At 53.0% G+C, this 15,213-nt stretch carries 14 protein-coding genes; 12 read left to right on the forward strand and 2 right to left on the reverse strand.

Going from position 1 to position 15,213, the window contains the following annotated elements:
- The 3 genes from EDM60_RS05065 (at window position 1) to EDM60_RS05075 (ending at window position 2,535) form a co-directional block, all read left to right on the forward strand.
- Window positions 1–1,566 carry an AMP-binding protein gene (locus tag EDM60_RS05065; protein WP_173596112.1) on the forward strand — a complete coding sequence of 522 codons (1,566 nt, stop codon included), beginning with the start codon at window positions 1–3 and terminating at the stop codon, window positions 1,564–1,566.
- 111 nt (window positions 1,567–1,677) lie between these two features.
- The gene (locus tag EDM60_RS05070) at window positions 1,678–2,118 is read left to right on the forward strand and encodes an SRPBCC family protein (protein WP_122962971.1); all 441 of its coding nucleotides are present in this window, start codon (window positions 1,678–1,680) and stop codon (window positions 2,116–2,118) included.
- Between the two features lie 174 nt (window positions 2,119–2,292).
- Window positions 2,293–2,535, forward strand: coding sequence for a DUF2798 domain-containing protein (locus EDM60_RS05075; protein ID WP_217364989.1), 243 nt, complete (start codon window positions 2,293–2,295; stop codon window positions 2,533–2,535).
- A 115-nt stretch (window positions 2,536–2,650) separates the two neighbouring features.
- Here the strand turns inward: EDM60_RS05075 and EDM60_RS05080 are convergent, their stop codons facing one another.
- Window positions 2,651–3,499 (reverse strand): LysR family transcriptional regulator, encoded by an 849-nt coding sequence (locus EDM60_RS05080; RefSeq protein ID WP_122962972.1) that lies wholly within the window; start codon window positions 3,497–3,499, stop codon window positions 2,651–2,653.
- 124 nt (window positions 3,500–3,623) lie between these two features.
- Here EDM60_RS05080 and EDM60_RS05085 point away from each other — a divergent pair, with 124 nt between their 5' ends.
- From EDM60_RS05085 to EDM60_RS05100, 4 genes are all read left to right on the forward strand, one after another.
- Entirely contained in the window at window positions 3,624–4,733 is a 1,110-nt protein-coding gene (locus tag EDM60_RS05085; protein ID WP_122962973.1) for a Gfo/Idh/MocA family protein, read from the forward strand.
- A 94-nt stretch (window positions 4,734–4,827) separates the two neighbouring features.
- Window positions 4,828–6,216 carry a TraB/GumN family protein gene (locus EDM60_RS05090; RefSeq protein ID WP_122962974.1) on the forward strand — a complete coding sequence of 463 codons (1,389 nt, stop codon included), beginning with the start codon at window positions 4,828–4,830 and terminating at the stop codon, window positions 6,214–6,216.
- 244 nt (window positions 6,217–6,460) lie between these two features.
- On the forward strand, window positions 6,461–6,853 hold the full coding sequence (locus EDM60_RS05095; RefSeq protein ID WP_122962975.1) for a DoxX family protein: 393 nt from the start codon (window positions 6,461–6,463) through the stop codon (window positions 6,851–6,853).
- A gap of 88 nt (window positions 6,854–6,941) precedes the next feature.
- A complete protein-coding gene (locus EDM60_RS05100) occupies window positions 6,942–7,376 on the forward strand; it encodes an SRPBCC family protein (protein WP_122962976.1) in 435 nt (144 codons plus the stop codon).
- 37 nt (window positions 7,377–7,413) lie between these two features.
- Here EDM60_RS05100 and EDM60_RS05105 read toward each other — a convergent pair whose 3' ends face one another.
- Window positions 7,414–8,406 carry a helix-turn-helix domain-containing protein gene (locus EDM60_RS05105; RefSeq protein WP_122962977.1) on the reverse strand — a complete coding sequence of 331 codons (993 nt, stop codon included), beginning with the start codon at window positions 8,404–8,406 and terminating at the stop codon, window positions 7,414–7,416.
- Between the two features lie 180 nt (window positions 8,407–8,586).
- Between EDM60_RS05105 and EDM60_RS05110 the strand changes: the two genes are divergently transcribed.
- From EDM60_RS05110 to EDM60_RS05130, 5 genes are read left to right on the forward strand one after another with little or no spacing between them, the layout of a single operon-like run.
- Window positions 8,587–9,189, forward strand: a complete 603-nt coding sequence (locus tag EDM60_RS05110) for an MptD family putative ECF transporter S component (protein ID WP_122962978.1) — start codon at window positions 8,587–8,589, stop codon at window positions 9,187–9,189.
- Window positions 9,186–9,863: an energy-coupling factor transporter transmembrane component T gene (locus tag EDM60_RS05115; protein ID WP_122962979.1), complete on the forward strand. Its 678-nt coding sequence runs from the start codon at window positions 9,186–9,188 to the stop codon at window positions 9,861–9,863. The genes EDM60_RS05110 and EDM60_RS05115 overlap by 4 nt, the downstream gene beginning before the upstream one ends.
- Window positions 9,860–11,329 (forward strand): ABC transporter ATP-binding protein, encoded by a 1,470-nt coding sequence (locus tag EDM60_RS05120; RefSeq protein ID WP_122962980.1) that lies wholly within the window; start codon window positions 9,860–9,862, stop codon window positions 11,327–11,329. The genes EDM60_RS05115 and EDM60_RS05120 overlap by 4 nt, the downstream gene beginning before the upstream one ends.
- On the forward strand, window positions 11,319–13,130 hold the full coding sequence (locus EDM60_RS05125) for an ABC transporter ATP-binding protein (RefSeq protein WP_122962981.1): 1,812 nt from the start codon (window positions 11,319–11,321) through the stop codon (window positions 13,128–13,130). The genes EDM60_RS05120 and EDM60_RS05125 overlap by 11 nt, the downstream gene beginning before the upstream one ends.
- Window positions 13,130–14,869: an ABC transporter ATP-binding protein gene (locus EDM60_RS05130; protein ID WP_122962982.1), complete on the forward strand. Its 1,740-nt coding sequence runs from the start codon at window positions 13,130–13,132 to the stop codon at window positions 14,867–14,869. The genes EDM60_RS05125 and EDM60_RS05130 overlap by 1 nt, the downstream gene beginning before the upstream one ends.
- The last annotated feature ends 344 nt before the right edge of the window (window positions 14,870–15,213 follow it).

Genomic DNA, 15,213 nt, shown 5'->3' on the forward strand with positions numbered 1-15,213 from the left:
ATGCGCCTGATGTATTTGCTCGCTGTGCTTGCCAAAATGAAGCTTTTGACGCCAGCAGGCATCGGCAGGCTGCTCGCCGCCTTGTTCCGATGCGGAACGAACCTGATGACGCTGCTGAAAATCGCGCAAAGCACCCACGGTCAAAAGATCGCATTGGTCGACGAGCGGGAAACGGTCTGCTTTCAGCAGCTTTGGACAGACTCTCTGCGGCTCTCTGGGGTGTTCAAGGAAAAATACGGTCTTGCGAAAAGCAAACAGGTCGGCTTTTTATGCCAAAACCACATCGCGTTGGTGCGAGCCATTTTCGCGGCGTCCGGTACGGGCTGCGATGTATATTTGCTCAATCCCGAAATGAGTGCGGGACAGCTCAGGCAGTTGTTCGACGAAGTGGAGCTGGACCTGCTTATCCACGACGAAAAGCAGACGGCGACCATCGAGCAGGCGGGATACGCGGGAGCGAGTCTGTACAGCTATCACGAGCATCTTCCCGCGATCAACCAGTTGCTGGGAGAATGCTCGGACTGGTCGGACGAAAGGCTGGCGTCAGTGCCAGTACCAGCGCGCAGTTCTGCGGGCAAGATCATGCTCCTGACAGGCGGAACGACGGGGCGTGCGAAAAAAGTGCCGCACAAGCCGTCGCTGTTTCATTATTTGCCGCCGTTTTTGGCTCTGCTCAGCCAGCTTGGGCTGCTTCGGCTGAATACAGCCTATATTGCGACGCCGATCTACCATGGATACGGTTTGGCTATCTTGCTGTTGTTTGTCGCTTTGGGCAAAAAAACAGTGATCACTCCCGGCTTCGCTGCCGCCAAAGCGTGTGAGCTGATTGCCAGACACAAAGTAGAGGTCGTATCCGTTGTCCCGTTGATGCTCAGAAAAATGCTGCATCACGATCCGGCAGCGTTGCAGTCTCTTGTTTGCATCGCATCAGGCGGAGCGCCGCTTGCCACCGGACTCGCAGCCGAGGTGTCCGCCGAATTGGGCGACTGTCTGTACAATTTATACGGGACAACGGAAGCGGGGCTATGTGTGATCGCCACGCCCGGCGACCTCCGGCATCGTGCGCACACGATCGGGCAAAAAATCCCGGGTGTCCGTTTGCATGTGCGAAATGTGCGAAACTCCGATCAGCGTCCATGCAAGGCAGGCGAAATCGGCCAGCTGTGCGTGAAGGCGGGCGGCTCGCTGTTTTTCAAGCGACAGGCTTGGATCGAGACAGGCGACGTCGGTTATCGGGATGCAGCGGGCTATTACTACTTGTGCGGGCGAACAGACGACATGGTGGTATCCGCTGGCGAAAATGTGTATCCAGTCGAGCTTGCGCGAGTGCTTGTGGAGCATCCGGCCATCGAAGACGCCACTGTGATCGGCATCCCGGACGAAGCGTTTGGGCAAAGGTTGAAGGCGTTCGTCCAGCTCGCGAGTCATGCCGGACTGACTGAGACACAATTGCAGCAATGGCTGCGGCAAAAAGTAGCCAGATATCAGATGCCCAAAGAAATCGTTTTTGTCGAGCAGCTGCCGTACACCGAGTTGGGCAAGCCGGACCGGAAGCAGCTCATGTAAAATGGCCTGGTATGGGCAAACGCTTCGCCACATTTTCCCGATATATCCTGTCAAAACAAACCATACATATTACGAGACAGAGAAATCATACGGGGAAAGGGATGAAAAGCCATGCCTCAAGGCATCCACGATATCGAAGTGCCGCTGCCAATCCGAACGGTTTGGGAGTTTGTCCGTGTATTGGATCATTGGGTAGTGCTGGTTCCGGGCTACATCAGCCACGAAGTCATTAACGAGCGCCGCGTGACCTGGAGCTTTACCGGAGACATCGGCATCTTGAAAAAGGAGATCAGCTTGCAGGTAGATATTACGGAATGGAACGAGCCGACCGAAGTCAAATTCATGCTGACCGGAATCAACGAGAATTTCACGGGCGAAGGCTACTTCAAGGCACAGGAATTGGGCGAGAAGTGTACAAAAATGACCGGCTTTCTCGATATTACAGCCAAAGGTTTGAAGGCGCCGATGGTAAATTCCATCCTGAAATCGCACGTTCCCCAGTTGACAACCGAACTGGCGGAAGCGGTAGCCAGCCGGATGAAAGAACAATAGCGAAGACATGTCTAAAAACCCTTGATTGCCAAGGGTTTTTTCTTTTTTTTCAGCCGACACTTACGCGATTGACGACTTCGCCATTATGCTTTAATCTACCATAGTTAACGAGGTAACTATTGCGCAAAATAGGTACCTTATAATAGGGAATAACAGGAAATTACAACGAGGGTGATGCTTGTGAAAATCAACAAAAAATACGAACACATTCTTTTTACTTTTCTGATGGCTTTGGGCATGTCCTGTCTTTTGTCGTTTTTCATGATGCTGGTTAATTTCGGCTTCGACTCCATGCTGCTTACACGCTGGCTCAAGGCGTGGCCGATGGCGTTTTCACTGGCTTTTCCAGTCGCTTATTTTTTGCCAAAAGGCATCAGGCTGCTCATGAAGAAGATTACGTTTGTCGAGGGAAAATAAAGAGCGGATCGGGAACGCACAGCAGGGGCAAAGCTGTGTGTTTTTTTTTCAGCGCTGTCCCAGTACCTCGAACCGGGACAAGAAGCAGGAAAAAAGCGGAGAAAACCAGGTCGGACTATAAAAAGTGGCTGGCTTCTATAAATTGCTTTTCCAGCGGAGAAAGCTCATAGCCTTGCCTGGTAACCACATATTTATCGAGAAAACGCTGCTCGGCAGGCAGCTCCAAATAGTTCGTCACACCGAGCCGTTCGACAATGCGTTTGGACATGAGAGTAATGCCCATTCCCAGCGCGGCGAATTGTAGCAGAGTTTCCACTACAGCAACCTGTGTCACGGGTGCTTTTGGCAGACCGAAATCGGAAAAAAGTTGTGCCATGCGCGATGTATACAGGCATTGTTCGGACAAAATCAGTACCGTTGCTCCTGGCAAAATGCTTTTGAGCGACATGCCTGGCACGGCTCCTTTTCCAACCAGGACGACTTCCTCCAAGCCGATTTTTTTATAGTGCAGCTGTTCCGTCTTGCTGGATGCGCCAATCGCGAAAGCCAGGTCGATCGTGCCATTCATCAGCGCTTGTTCCATTTCGGCAGTTGAGCCAGTCTGTAAAGTAACGGACAGCTGCGGGTATTTTTCATACAAGCCGGCAAGCGTAGCGGTAATTTCCGAGCCAATCACGGATTGCATCGTGCCCAGCCGAAGCTTCGGTTCAAGCTGTTTCATCTCTTGCTCGGCTTCTTCCCACAAGCTCAAAAGCTTCTTGTAGTGCGTGTAAAGCCGCTTGCCTTCCACCGTCAGCTCCATGCCTTTGGAACTGCGAATGAACAGTTGCTGTGCGTAATGAGCTTCGATTTTTTTGATTTTCGCCGTCATGTTGGATTGCAGATGGTTCATGCGAAAGGCAGCGGCGGACAGGCTCTTCAGCTCGGCAACTGTCACGAACGCCCGGATTGTATCGATGTCCATGTTTTCAACTCCTTCCATCAAAAAAAGTGATAGAGCAATCAAAAGTTAACATTATTCGAGATGTCTTTGGATTAGTATACTTTTCACAAAAAAGAATTGCACGCGTGAAGCAGGAGGGAAAGACATGGATACAAAGCAAATTCGCACCGGGATTATCGGCGGGTCGTTGAACAATCAGTGGGCAAGCAAGACGCATATTCCTGTGCTTTTGCAAAGTGAGCGACACCGCATCACCGCAATCGCCACGACAAACGAAGCGAGTGCGCGAAAGAGTGCGGAAGTGACCGGGGCTACGCTCGCTGCGACAGACCACCGCGCCGTAAGCGGCTCGTCAGCTGTGGAGCTGGTAGTTGTAAGCGTCAAGGTTCCTGATCATTACGATGCAGTCCGCAGCGCCATCCTTGCCGGGAAGCATGTGTACTGCGAGTGGCCTCTAGCTGTCACGACAAGCGAGGCAGAACAGTTGGCTGGTCTGGCAAAACAGGCAGGCGTTCATCACGCAGCAGGGCTTCAGGCGAGACAGTCACCTGTGCTGCGGCAAGTGAAGCAGCGTCTGGAGCGAGGCGAGATTGGCCGTATCTTGTCTTGTCACATGCGCGTTTCCACGCAAGGAAAAGGCGGAGTCACCGATCGGCAGGGGGCGTATTTGCTGAGCGAAAAACACGGTGCGACACTGCTTGCGATCAACGGCGGCCATTCCCTGGATGCCCTGTGCTACTTGCTTGGCGATTTTCGTGAGCTGTCCGCGATGATGAACCGGAATTTTTCTACTGCGACTGTGCTTGCGACGAATGAAATCATTGCAAAAGACACAGCAGATCAGATCATGGTGCAAGGAGTGCTGAAAAGCGGGGCTTCGGCATTCGTTCATATCCAGGCAGGCACGTATCCCGCCTTTGAGCTGGAAATTCAGGGAGAGCTGGGAGTCATTCGCATCGTGCAGCACAATTCGGCGGGACATGTACAGTTCGGCAACCTGGAAGCGCACATGACAGCCTACTCTTCTGCAAGCCGTGTTGCAGCAAGCAATCCGGACCACTTCGTCTCGGTTGCAAAAGATGCGGCAGAAGGCGAAGCAGTCAGGCAATATGTGGCTAGTGCTCATGAAGCTTTTGCCAAGGACATTCAGACAGGGACGTTCACCGTTCCCGATTTTTTTGAGGCACTCCACCTGCATCGGCTTCTGGATGCGATCAGACTGGCGGCTGCCACAGGGAGCAGGCAGACTTTTTGACGTTTACCTACCATTTTCAACTGTGGTATAATCTACCATTGTTTACTAGAAACATGCAGGCAAGTTGCAGACAGCATGAGAGGAGATCTTGAAAATGCAAAGAAACAACCACTGGAAGAAGCTTGGCAGATGGGCAGGGGCGGGAGTGCTTGGCCTGACGATTTTGCTCGGCCACGTATACCCGCTGAAAGCCGCAGAGCCTGTTCAGGTGCCTTTTCTCAGTGAATGGTCCATTTCGACATTGAATGAAGGCGAGAAATACGGAATTTTTCCGTTAGCCTGGTACAAAGACGAATCGTTCCTTCAACCGATTCCTGCCGATAAGTTTGCGGATTTGCTGAAAGCGACAGAGAAGAAGCTCGATCAGCTTGGCTTGAAGAAAAAAGCAGCTTTGTCCTGGTCAGACAACCGTGTGGCGACGCGCGAAGCAGTAGCCGTTTCCTTGCACAAGCTGCTGGCAAACTATGAGTGGCCAGCCGGAAAGGGAGCCGATGTGACTGCACTCGCTCCGTTGGAGTACATGCGCAAACATGGACTTGTCAAAGGGACGAGCACAGGTTTGGAGCTGGATCAGTCAGCAACAGTAGAGCAGGCTGCGGTCATGGCCAGCCGGGTGGTCGAGTTCGCCAATGATTTGGCGGGCGGCGGAGCCAAAGGCTTGTTGTGGAAAGTGACCAAAGGCCAAAATACGCTCTATTTGCTCGGCTCGATTCATATGGGCACAACCGACATGTACCCGATGCAAAAAACAATCCGCGACGCTTATGAAGCGTCAGACGATCTGTGGGTCGAGGCGGATATCCTTGCTGGCGACATGAATTACATGCTGGAGAAAATGATTTACAGCGACGGAACGACACTCCAGGATCACGTGTCAGCCGCCACATACAGCAAGCTGCAAAAGGCGCTGGCAAGCATGAAATTGCCTGAAAATGCGTTCGATGGCTACAAGCCTTTTGCCGTTGGTCTTTCCCTGGTAACGGTAGGCTATACCGGAAGCCCGGAGGAAGGCGAACTGGCGATGCTGACAGGGATCGACCGCTATTTCCTGGCCAAAGCGATGCTTGAGCAAAAGCCGATCCACGAGCTGGAAGGCATCAAGCTGCAAGCCGATTTGCTCTCGGGCGTACCCGCAGAGCAGCAGGAAAAGGAATTGAACGTCATTCTGGACAGCTTGCTTTCCGGAAAAGAGCCGGCAGCAAGCTATCAGGTGTTGCAAGACATGCAGACGAAGTGGGTGCAAGGCGATCTGGAAGGCATGACTCAAGTTTTGAGCGTGGAAGGACAATTCGATGCCGGAGGATTGAACCAGCGCCTCGTTGGTGAACGGGACAAAAACATGGCGAACAAGCTGGCCCAGTTGCTGGAACAGGAAGGCGAGCACACTTCCTTTGTCGTCGTAGGCTCTGCCCACTACGCGCTGAAAGGCATGGTGCTTGACCAACTGAAGGAAAAAGGCTATCAGGTGGAGCGGCTGAAGTAAGCGGCACAGCAAAATAACAGAAGAACGCAGGCAGTTCGAGCAGCGAGGCAGCAGCCTTTTGCACGGACTGCTTTTTTCTGTGAAAAACGTCTCGATGTTTTGGCAGGAGAGTGAGCGGAGCGGCATGCGGTCCACGAGCCGTGACGCTGAACATAGCAAGCCAGAAGAAACGTTGATCAGCGGTTTATGATACGCTTCTCTTAACAAAAGGATTTTGGCAAATAAAGAAAGGCGGTTAGAAAACATGGCGAAAACAATTTCCCGAACGCGACTGTGGGTAGCGCGGATCATGAGCTGGCTGGTCATCCTCTTCATGCTGTTTGACGGTGTGTTCAAGCTGATCCAACCCGCTCCTGTCGTCGAAGGCACACTGGTACTCGGATTTGCGCAGCACCATATTGCGCTCTTGGGCATTTTGGCGATTATCTCTACTGTTTTGTACGCTTTGCCGCGAACTGCAGTGTTGGGAGCGATTTTGCTGACAGGCTACTTCGGTGGCGTCATCGCTACACAAGTTCGCGTAGATGCGCCGCTTTTGACGCACACGCTGTTTGCTGTCTACCTGGCCATTTTGGCCTGGGGCGGGCTTTGGCTGCGGGATGAGCGGGTACGCAACTTGTTTTCCTCTGTGGATTGATTGATATTTCCAAAAAATGAAAGTATGCTAGAAAGACAAGTTTGTGAGCATTAGCATGCACATTTCGAACGGATAGGGGGAAGTACAGATGAACAAAAAGCAGTCCGCTGCCATCCCTAAGGTGGTGGGGCAAACCGCTGCTGCCGGGTTTCAGATCGGCGTGAGGAGAACGCTTCCCGTAGAGGCGGAGCCAATCTGGCTTTTTCTGACCTCTCCGGAGGGAACGAAGCTTTGGCTGGGCGACCTGCCGCCGCTGTCGCTTGCAGCAGAAGCAGCTTTTGAATCGCAGCAAGGAATATCCGGACAGTTCAAAATCGTCAAGCCTTATCAGCAGCTTCGCCTAAGGTGGAAAAAAAGCGATTGGGAAAAGTTCTCGACGCTGCAAATCCGCTTGATTTCCGCCAAAAACGGGAAAACTACCGTCAGCTTTCATCAGGAAAACTTGGCGGATGCCGACATGCGCGAGCAGATGAAGGAACATTGGGAAAGCGTGATCGAGCAACTGAAGACGCACGTTTGCTGAAAAAATAAGCTGTAGCCGTCACAGAAGCGGCCACAGCTTATTTTTTTGCTACGCCAAGCAGAGGGGTGGCGCAATGTCTTCTGTATTCGTTGGGCAAAAGACCAGTCATCTTGCGGAACAGCTCGGAAAAACGGCTCGAATTGTGATAGCCGACGATCTGGGCGATCTGGCTGATCGGCAAGTCAGTCGTGCTGAGCAGTTGTTCCGCATGGCTCATTCGCTTGTTTTGAATGTATTCGGTAATCGTGCACTTATAGACGAGCTTGAACGTGTACTTGAGCTTTGTCGTACCCATGCAGGCAATGCGGGCGAGATGCTCCAGGTGAAGTTCTCCGGCAAAATGTTCATCCATATACGCAGTCACAGCTTGAAGACTATCCAAATCCTCTCTGGACACAAACTTGCTCGGATGAGCCTTTTTTTGCTGTTTGGCCCGTTCGACGATCAGGGAAACCGCTTCGGCAACCTTGCTCTCGTAGTACAGTCGCGCGGCAATTCCCGTACCGCGAAATTGTCTGATTTGCCTGAGCAAAAAGACAAGCTCGGGGAAATGAGTCAGGCCGTCCACGCTGACAAAAGCGGAACGAAGGTCTGTGTACTCATCGGGGTATTTGGTCTGCAAATAATCTTCGTAATACTCCGGCGTAATCTCAAACCCAGTGGAACGAATCGGCACATTTTTCTCATATCGCGCCCGATACACGTTATTGCAGCCAAAATGCACCCGGATGTATCCGGAGGAGAGACGCTTCGGCGGATGCAGCTCTTCTCCCGCCACGGAGTCGTAGTAGTTCAGGCTCATATATTTCGGCTGCTCAAATTCCAGGTACAAATCCTCGTAAAAAACGAAGTCGAGGATGGAGATGGAAAACAGATTCTCGCGGGAATACGTCCAGTAATGCCCGGAGCCTTTTTCCGGCGAGATGGAGAAGCACGTTCCCGCCTGACTGTAAGGAGATGGGCTGTCATCGCGGAAAAAACCGCATTTTGCCAGGCAAGGCACGTGCATGTCAGCTACAAGATCCTTCATTTCTACTCACCTCCCAATGCTTTGATCAGACGAAATGATGCCATGAAAAGACACACCTGCCGTTAGCTCATTGACCCCCCGAGTTGGAAAAAAATAAAATGGAACCAAGTTACTGCAAATGAAAATTGATCTCATTTACAGTCCTATCATCTCAGAGTATGAACAAAAGGAGGATTTATCATGGAAGCCGCCGTCTCACCCCTGCAAAACAGATGGACTTTGCGGGACTTTATCACACTCGCTATTTTTAACGTAGTCATGCTCATTATTATGACGATTTGCCCGATCTTTACCTTCGCCTCGTATCTGGTGGTTGGCGGGATTACGGCTTTGCTCAATGCGCCGCTTTACGTTGTCATGTCCAACAAAATCAACAAAAGAGGTGTCCTGTTCTTCACTTCCGTCATTACAGGCTTGTATTTTATCGCCTATGGCTACGCGTATTTTTTGCTCGTATTGGCCTGCATGGGAATCGTGGGCGAACTGGTTTTGTGGGGCAAGGACGGCTATAAAAATCCTGTCCGCAACGCCATTGCCTACGCCCTGTTTTACGTAGGCTATTCGCTCTGCGCCATCGTTCCGCTCATTTTCTTCCGCGATGCGTATATTGCCACTTTGTCCAAGAGCTATTCCAAAGCCGCTATGGATAAGATGCTCTATTACTACAGTACGCCGAGCATGGCGATTACGATGTTAGCGATTTCAGCAGCGGGCGGGCTGCTTGGGTGCCTGATCGGAAACGTGTTGTTCAAGAAGCATGTGAAAAAGGCGAAGCTGGCATGAGAAAACCGGGTCCAAAGACACACTTGTCGGTGCTTTTGCTGGCAACGATCCTGACCATTTTGATCAAGGAAGAATGGCAAGTACATATGATGGTTGCTTTAAGTGTAGTGTACTTGGTCTTAAATCACCTGTCCAGAAAGGTCATGCCATTTATTCTCGTTTATGTGATGTCGCTGGTTATTGCGTATATCATGCCGCAGATGCTGGGCACGATGAAGCTCGTTTTCTATTCTTTTGCCAGAATGATGCCGCTGGTCATGATCGGGGCGACGCTGATGTACTCGCCTCCTGGCAGTCTGATGTGCGTGCTGGAGAGAATGGCTGTGCCCCGGCCGATCACGGTAATGATTTGCGTTTTGCTCCGCTTTTTCCCGGTTGTCATCATGGAAATGCAGGCGATTCGGGACGGGATTCGCGCTCGGGGCATTTTCCCGCACTGGTACAGCGCGCTGCTTCATCCGGCTATGGCTTACGAGTGCTATTTCATGCCGCTGGTCGTGCGTTGCCTGAAACTGTCAGCCGAGCTGGCTTCATCGGCTGAGCTGCGCGGGATCGAGAGCAAGTGCAGCAGGACATCTATCTATCCGTATCATTTCAAATCGGTGGACGCAGTGGCTTTGCTCATTTATATCATCGCAGGAACAGCGATTTACGGGGGAGGGATTATTCGATGATCGAATTGCGCGATGTCACCTTCCATTATGCAAGTGATGACGGAGAGCCCGGCAGCGAGTCGGGAGTCAAACAGATCAATTTGTCTGTCAAAGCCGGACAGTGCGTCGTGTTGTGCGGGCGCTCCGGCAGCGGCAAGAGCACGATGATGCGGCTGGTCAACGGGCTGGCTCCCGGCTTTTATCCAGGGACGCTCAGCGGTACGGTGAGTGTGGGCGGGAAAAGTCCGGCCGAGCTTTTGCCGCAGGAGAGAACGATGCTGATGGGTGTCGTATTTCAGGACCCGCGCAGCCAGTTTTTTATGGAAAAGGTGCGGGATGAGCTGGCGTTTTCGGCGGAGAACATCGGGATGGACCCGGGAGAAATTATCGAGCGGGTTGAAAGTGTGGCGAAACAACTCGGGGTAGATCATTTGCTCGACCGCTCGCTGCACAAGCTGTCCAGCGGGCAAAAGCAGCGTGTCGCGATCGCGGCGGCATCTGTCCTGAACCCGCCGCTGCTTTTGCTAGACGAGCCTACAGCCAATCTGGATCAATCCTCTACGCGAAATCTGATCGAGATTTTGGGGAGACTCAAGGACAACGGCACGACTTTGCTCATTTGCGAGCATCGGCTGAATCCGTTTTTGCCTGTCGCGGACTCGTTTGTCTGCATGAATCAAGGCCAAATCGCCCGGAGGTGGTCGCGGGACGAGTTTGCCGAACTGCCGATGGAAGCGGTTCGCCCGTACGGTTTGCGCCATCCCGATATGATTCGGATGGGGGAGCAGGAGCACAGGGAGACCGTACGCACGGCGGAAATGGCGCTGGAAGCCCGGGAGCTGTCGTATTCCTACCGGAAAAAAGGAGATGGGATCTCGAATCTGAACGTCACGCTTCCGAAGGGCACAGTGACGGCCTTGACGGGTGAAAACGGATCGGGGAAGACGACCCTGTGCAAAGTGTTGTGCGGGCTGTTGCGCGAGCGAAGCGGAGCGGTCTTCTACGGTTCTGCCCGTTATTCCGCCAGCAAGCGGCGCTCGGCCAGCTACTTGGTCATGCAAGACGCAGACTACCAGCTGTATTCGGACAGTGTGGGCAACGAGATTGTCATGGGCAGAGCGCTGGACGAGAACTTGCGCAAGCGGGCCTATGAAGCGATGGCAGCGTTCGGCATTGAAGGACTGCGCGACCGTCATCCGGCTTCCTTGTCAGGGGGAGAAAAGCAGCGGGTGACGATGGCTGCCGCCTACTGCTCGGATGCCGAGTGGATTATTTTGGACGAACCGACGAGCGGGCTGGACGGTGACGGTGTCCTCAAAGTCGCAGCGTGGGTCAAGCAGCTGGCCCGGGCAGGAAAGACCGTCGTGATTATCACACACGACAAGATTTTGTCCGGACTGGCAAGCGACCAGGTTGTGGAGTTGAAAGCGGCTCATGATGAGGAGACGATTTTCACAGAACAAGGAGTGAGAACCGTTGAAACGTAAGCCCAAAAAAGGACTGGCCCGGCTTATGGAACTGGCAGGCGAGAAAAAGACGCTGATGGTTTGCTCGGCCGTTTTGTCTACCGTGAGCGTCTTTTTGCTGCTCGTCCCGTACTTGTCGATTTACTGCGTTTTGGCTGAGCTTTTGCGCCATGCGGATGACATTGCCGCTGTCGACGCCGCGTATGTCATCACATGGGCGGTATGGGGCGTGGTTGGACTGCTCCTCGGCTATTTGTTCATGTACGTTGGCGGGATGTGCTCGCACATTGCCGCTTTTCGTATTTTGTACGGCATCCGGGTCAAGCTGGCTGATCATATCGGCTCTTTGCCGCTCGGCTACTTCAATAAAAATGCGACGGGAAAAATTAAAAAAGTGGTGGAGCTGGACGTGGAGCGAATTGAGCTGTTTATTGCCCATCAGCTTCCCGATTTGATCAATACGGCAGTCATGCTAGTCGTGATCATCGTGGCGATGTTCTCGCTCGACGTTTGGCTGGCTCTGGCCTGCATCATCCCGATGGTGCTCGGATTTGCCGCCCAGTTTTCGATGATGGCTGGCAAAAAGGCAAAGGCGGGGCTGAAGGAGTATTTTGACGCGCTGGAATCGATCAGCACCTCTTCTGTGCAGTACGTCCGCGGGATGCCGGCGATCAAAGTATTCGGCCAAACTGTGCATTCATTTCGCAAGTTTTATCAAGACATGCTGCATTATCGCGATTTCAGTCTGCGCTATACGGACAATTTTGAACGGGGCTACGTCTCCTTCAAGGTCATCTTGCTGTCTCTTGCGACTTTTTTCTTTCCGGTCGGGGTGTATTTTCTCAGCAAAGACCCGGATCATGTCGCTTTCGCCGCCACACTAATGCTGTTTCTCGTGCTGGCGCCAGGGATTTCTACGCCGATTTTCAAGCTGAACAGCTTCGCTTCGGCCATGACGACGATCGCGGAGGGAGTCAACCGTATTGACGACATGCTGAAAGAGCAGCCGATCCCGGAACCGGACAACGGACACAAGCCGACGGGCTATGACATTGCGTTTCAACATGTCTCCTTCTCCTATAACGAGCAGGGGGGCAACGAAGTGCTGAGAGACATCAGCTTCGTGGCACAGCAAGGAAAAATTACGGCGCTGGTCGGCCCGTCCGGCTCTGGAAAATCGACGATTGCCCAGTTGATTCCGCGGTTTTGGGATGTGCAAAAGGGGACGATTTCCGTTGGCGGGGTAGACATCCGTGCGATGAAAACTGGCGAGCTGATGGATGCGATGTCTTTTGTATTCCAGGATACGTTCCTGTTTTCCGATACGCTGTACAACAACATTTTGGCGGGAAGGCCGTCTGCGACGCGAGAGGACGTATACCGGGCAGCGAGGGCTGCGCAATGCCACACGTTTATCGAGCGGTTGCCAAAAGGCTACGACACGCTGATCGGCGAGGGCGGCGTGCATCTGTCGGGTGGAGAGGCGCAGCGTGTGTCGGTTGCCCGGGCGATTTTGAAAAACGCGCCGATTTTAATTCTCGATGAAGCGACGGCTTACGCTGATCCTGAGAACGAGTACGAGATGCAGCTCGCCTTGGGGGAACTGATCAAGGGCAAGACTGTACTGATTATCGCCCATCGGTTGACGACCATCTGCGAGGCGGATCAGATCATCGTGCTGCGGGACGGAACGATCGCGGACAGAGGTACGCACAGAGAGCTTTTGGCCAGAGGCGGGCTGTACAAAAACATGTGGGTGGCCTACACGAGTTCGACGGATTGGACAGTCGATCTCAGGCAAGAGAAGGAGGTGTTCGGCTGATGCGCAACATGTTGTATAACATTACGGCCGGCCACCCGGAAAAAATGGCGAAGCCGATTATCTGGGCTGTGCTTGCCAATCTGGCGAACATGCTGCCTTTTGGCTGTCTCGCTTGGGCTGTCAGTCTCGTGTACGCCTATTACGCGGGGGAGCAGGCCGTGCTTGACACGACAGGTTTGTGGCTCGCAGCGGCTGGTATGGTTGTGTTTCTCGGCGTGGTGTATTTCTGCGAGCAGAAGGCGTATCGCGCCATTTATCGCGGCGCCTATGAAGCGTCTGCCGCCGGACGGACGAACTTGGCCGAGCATTTGCGCAAGCTGCCGCTTGGCTTTCTCATGCGCAAGGATGCTGGCGAGCTGGGCCACACGATCATGAACGATTTTACTCAAATTGAAAATGCGAGCACTTCGGTGTTGCCGCAACTGGTCAGTGGGATACTGATTCCGTTCTTCGCGTTTTTTGGCTTGCTGTTTTGGGATTGGCGCATGGCGCTGGCGATGTTGGCCGGCTTTCCTGTCACGATCCTGATTTTGTGGGGAGTCTCCAGGCTGGAGCGAAAGCTCGGCACGAGCCATTCCCAGGCAAAAGTCACACTCGCCAACTGTCTGCAAGAATACTTGTACGGGATGAAGGTCATCAAAGCGTACAATTTGCGCACGGACAACTTTACCCGGCTGGAGCGATCGTTTTATCGGTTCATGAAGGAAAGCATCCGCATCGAAGGGGTGCTCGGCCCGTTTTTTCTCGTGGCGATGGCGTTCATGCAGTCGGGCGTGTCGCTCGTGACGATTGTTGGCGTGTATCGCGTACTCGGCGGGGAAATGACCGTTCCTTTGTTCGCGATGTTTCTGCTCGTAGGAGCGCGTATTTTCGACCCGCTTTCCGTCGCGATCATGCGCTTGCCTTCATTCAAATACGATGCGATGGCAGGCGAGCGCATCGTCAACCTGCTTGCCCAGCCGATCATGCAAGGAGAACAGGATGCGCCGCACGGGCACGACATCTGGTTCGAGGAGGTCAGCTTCGGCTATGACGATACGCTTGTGCTCGACAAAGTTTCTGTCGAAATGAGAGAAGGCACGTTGACGGCGATTGTCGGGCCATCCGGCAGCGGGAAAAGTACCATGCTGCGGCTGGCGGCGCGGTTTTACGACCCGCTCGGCGGACGAGTGTTGTTTGGCGGCAAAGATGAGCGCGAGCTGGACCCGGAGAAGCTGTTGAAAAAAATCTCCATGGTTTTTCAGGATGTATATTTGTTTCAGGACACGATCCGCAACAATATACGTTATGGCCGAGAAGATGCGACGCAAGAGGAGATTGAGGCAGCCGCCAAGGAAGCGTGCTGTCACGATTTCATCATGAAGCTGCCGGACGGCTACGACACGATGGTCGGAGAGGGCGGTTCTACCCTGTCTGGCGGGGAGAAGCAGCGCATCTCGATTGCGCGGGCGATTTTGAAAAATGCGCCTGTGCTGTTGCTGGACGAAGCGACTTCTTCTCTCGATCCGGAAAATGAAGCGGTCATGCAGCAGGCGATCGGCCGTCTGGTCAAAGGGCGCACGGTCATCATGATCGCTCATCGGCTGAAAACAGTCGTGAATGCGGACAATATCATCGTGCTGGAAGAGGGGAAAGTCGTGGAGCAGGGGCGTCACCAGGAGCTGCTGGAAAAAGGCGGGCTTTACGCGCGGCTGTGGGAGCTGCAGCAAAGAACAAGCGGCTGGAGAATTACTGCGTAGCACGCGAAGGAATGGGCTGTTGGATGGGCAACAAAGAACGAAGCGATTGGAGAGTTACTGCGTAGCTGAAAAGGAACGAGCTAAGGAAGCCAATCGCTGGGCGAGCACCAGTTATTGACAGTCAAAAGCAGCGCATGATAAGCTGTAGGCACTTGAATGGAACGGAGGGTTACGTGTGGCAAATTAATTTTTCGATTGGATTCCTGGCACAATGATTTTGAATAGCACAAAAAGGCTATGTTGTGTGCATACGGTAATCGAAAAATGGTTTGCCATTCAGGTAACCTGTTTGCAGGGCGCAAGTGCGTAAGCGTGTGAAAACGCGTGAAAAGCAGGTGAATGCG

Source organism: Brevibacillus parabrevis, from assembly GCF_003710905.1.
Taxonomy (GTDB): domain Bacteria; phylum Bacillota; class Bacilli; order Brevibacillales; family Brevibacillaceae; genus Brevibacillus; species Brevibacillus parabrevis.

Excerpts from the sequence above, each read along its gene's own strand:
- EDM60_RS05065 (WP_173596112.1), top strand. The coding sequence starts at position 1 with ATGCGCCTGATGTATTTGCTCGCTGTGCTTGCCAAAATGAAGCTTTTG.
- EDM60_RS05070 (WP_122962971.1), top strand. The coding sequence starts at position 1,678 with ATGCCTCAAGGCATCCACGATATCGAAGTGCCGCTGCCAATCCGAACG.
- EDM60_RS05075 (WP_217364989.1), top strand. The coding sequence starts at position 2,293 with ATGCTTGTGAAAATCAACAAAAAATACGAACACATTCTTTTTACTTTT.
- EDM60_RS05080 (WP_122962972.1), bottom strand. The coding sequence starts at position 3,499 with ATGGACATCGATACAATCCGGGCGTTCGTGACAGTTGCCGAGCTGAAG.
- EDM60_RS05085 (WP_122962973.1), top strand. The coding sequence starts at position 3,624 with ATGGATACAAAGCAAATTCGCACCGGGATTATCGGCGGGTCGTTGAAC.
- EDM60_RS05090 (WP_122962974.1), top strand. The coding sequence starts at position 4,828 with ATGCAAAGAAACAACCACTGGAAGAAGCTTGGCAGATGGGCAGGGGCG.
- EDM60_RS05095 (WP_122962975.1), top strand. The coding sequence starts at position 6,461 with ATGGCGAAAACAATTTCCCGAACGCGACTGTGGGTAGCGCGGATCATG.
- EDM60_RS05100 (WP_122962976.1), top strand. The coding sequence starts at position 6,942 with ATGAACAAAAAGCAGTCCGCTGCCATCCCTAAGGTGGTGGGGCAAACC.
- EDM60_RS05105 (WP_122962977.1), bottom strand. The coding sequence starts at position 8,406 with ATGAAGGATCTTGTAGCTGACATGCACGTGCCTTGCCTGGCAAAATGC.
- EDM60_RS05110 (WP_122962978.1), top strand. The coding sequence starts at position 8,587 with ATGGAAGCCGCCGTCTCACCCCTGCAAAACAGATGGACTTTGCGGGAC.
- EDM60_RS05115 (WP_122962979.1), top strand. The coding sequence starts at position 9,186 with ATGAGAAAACCGGGTCCAAAGACACACTTGTCGGTGCTTTTGCTGGCA.
- EDM60_RS05120 (WP_122962980.1), top strand. The coding sequence starts at position 9,860 with ATGATCGAATTGCGCGATGTCACCTTCCATTATGCAAGTGATGACGGA.
- EDM60_RS05130 (WP_122962982.1), top strand. The coding sequence starts at position 13,130 with ATGCGCAACATGTTGTATAACATTACGGCCGGCCACCCGGAAAAAATG.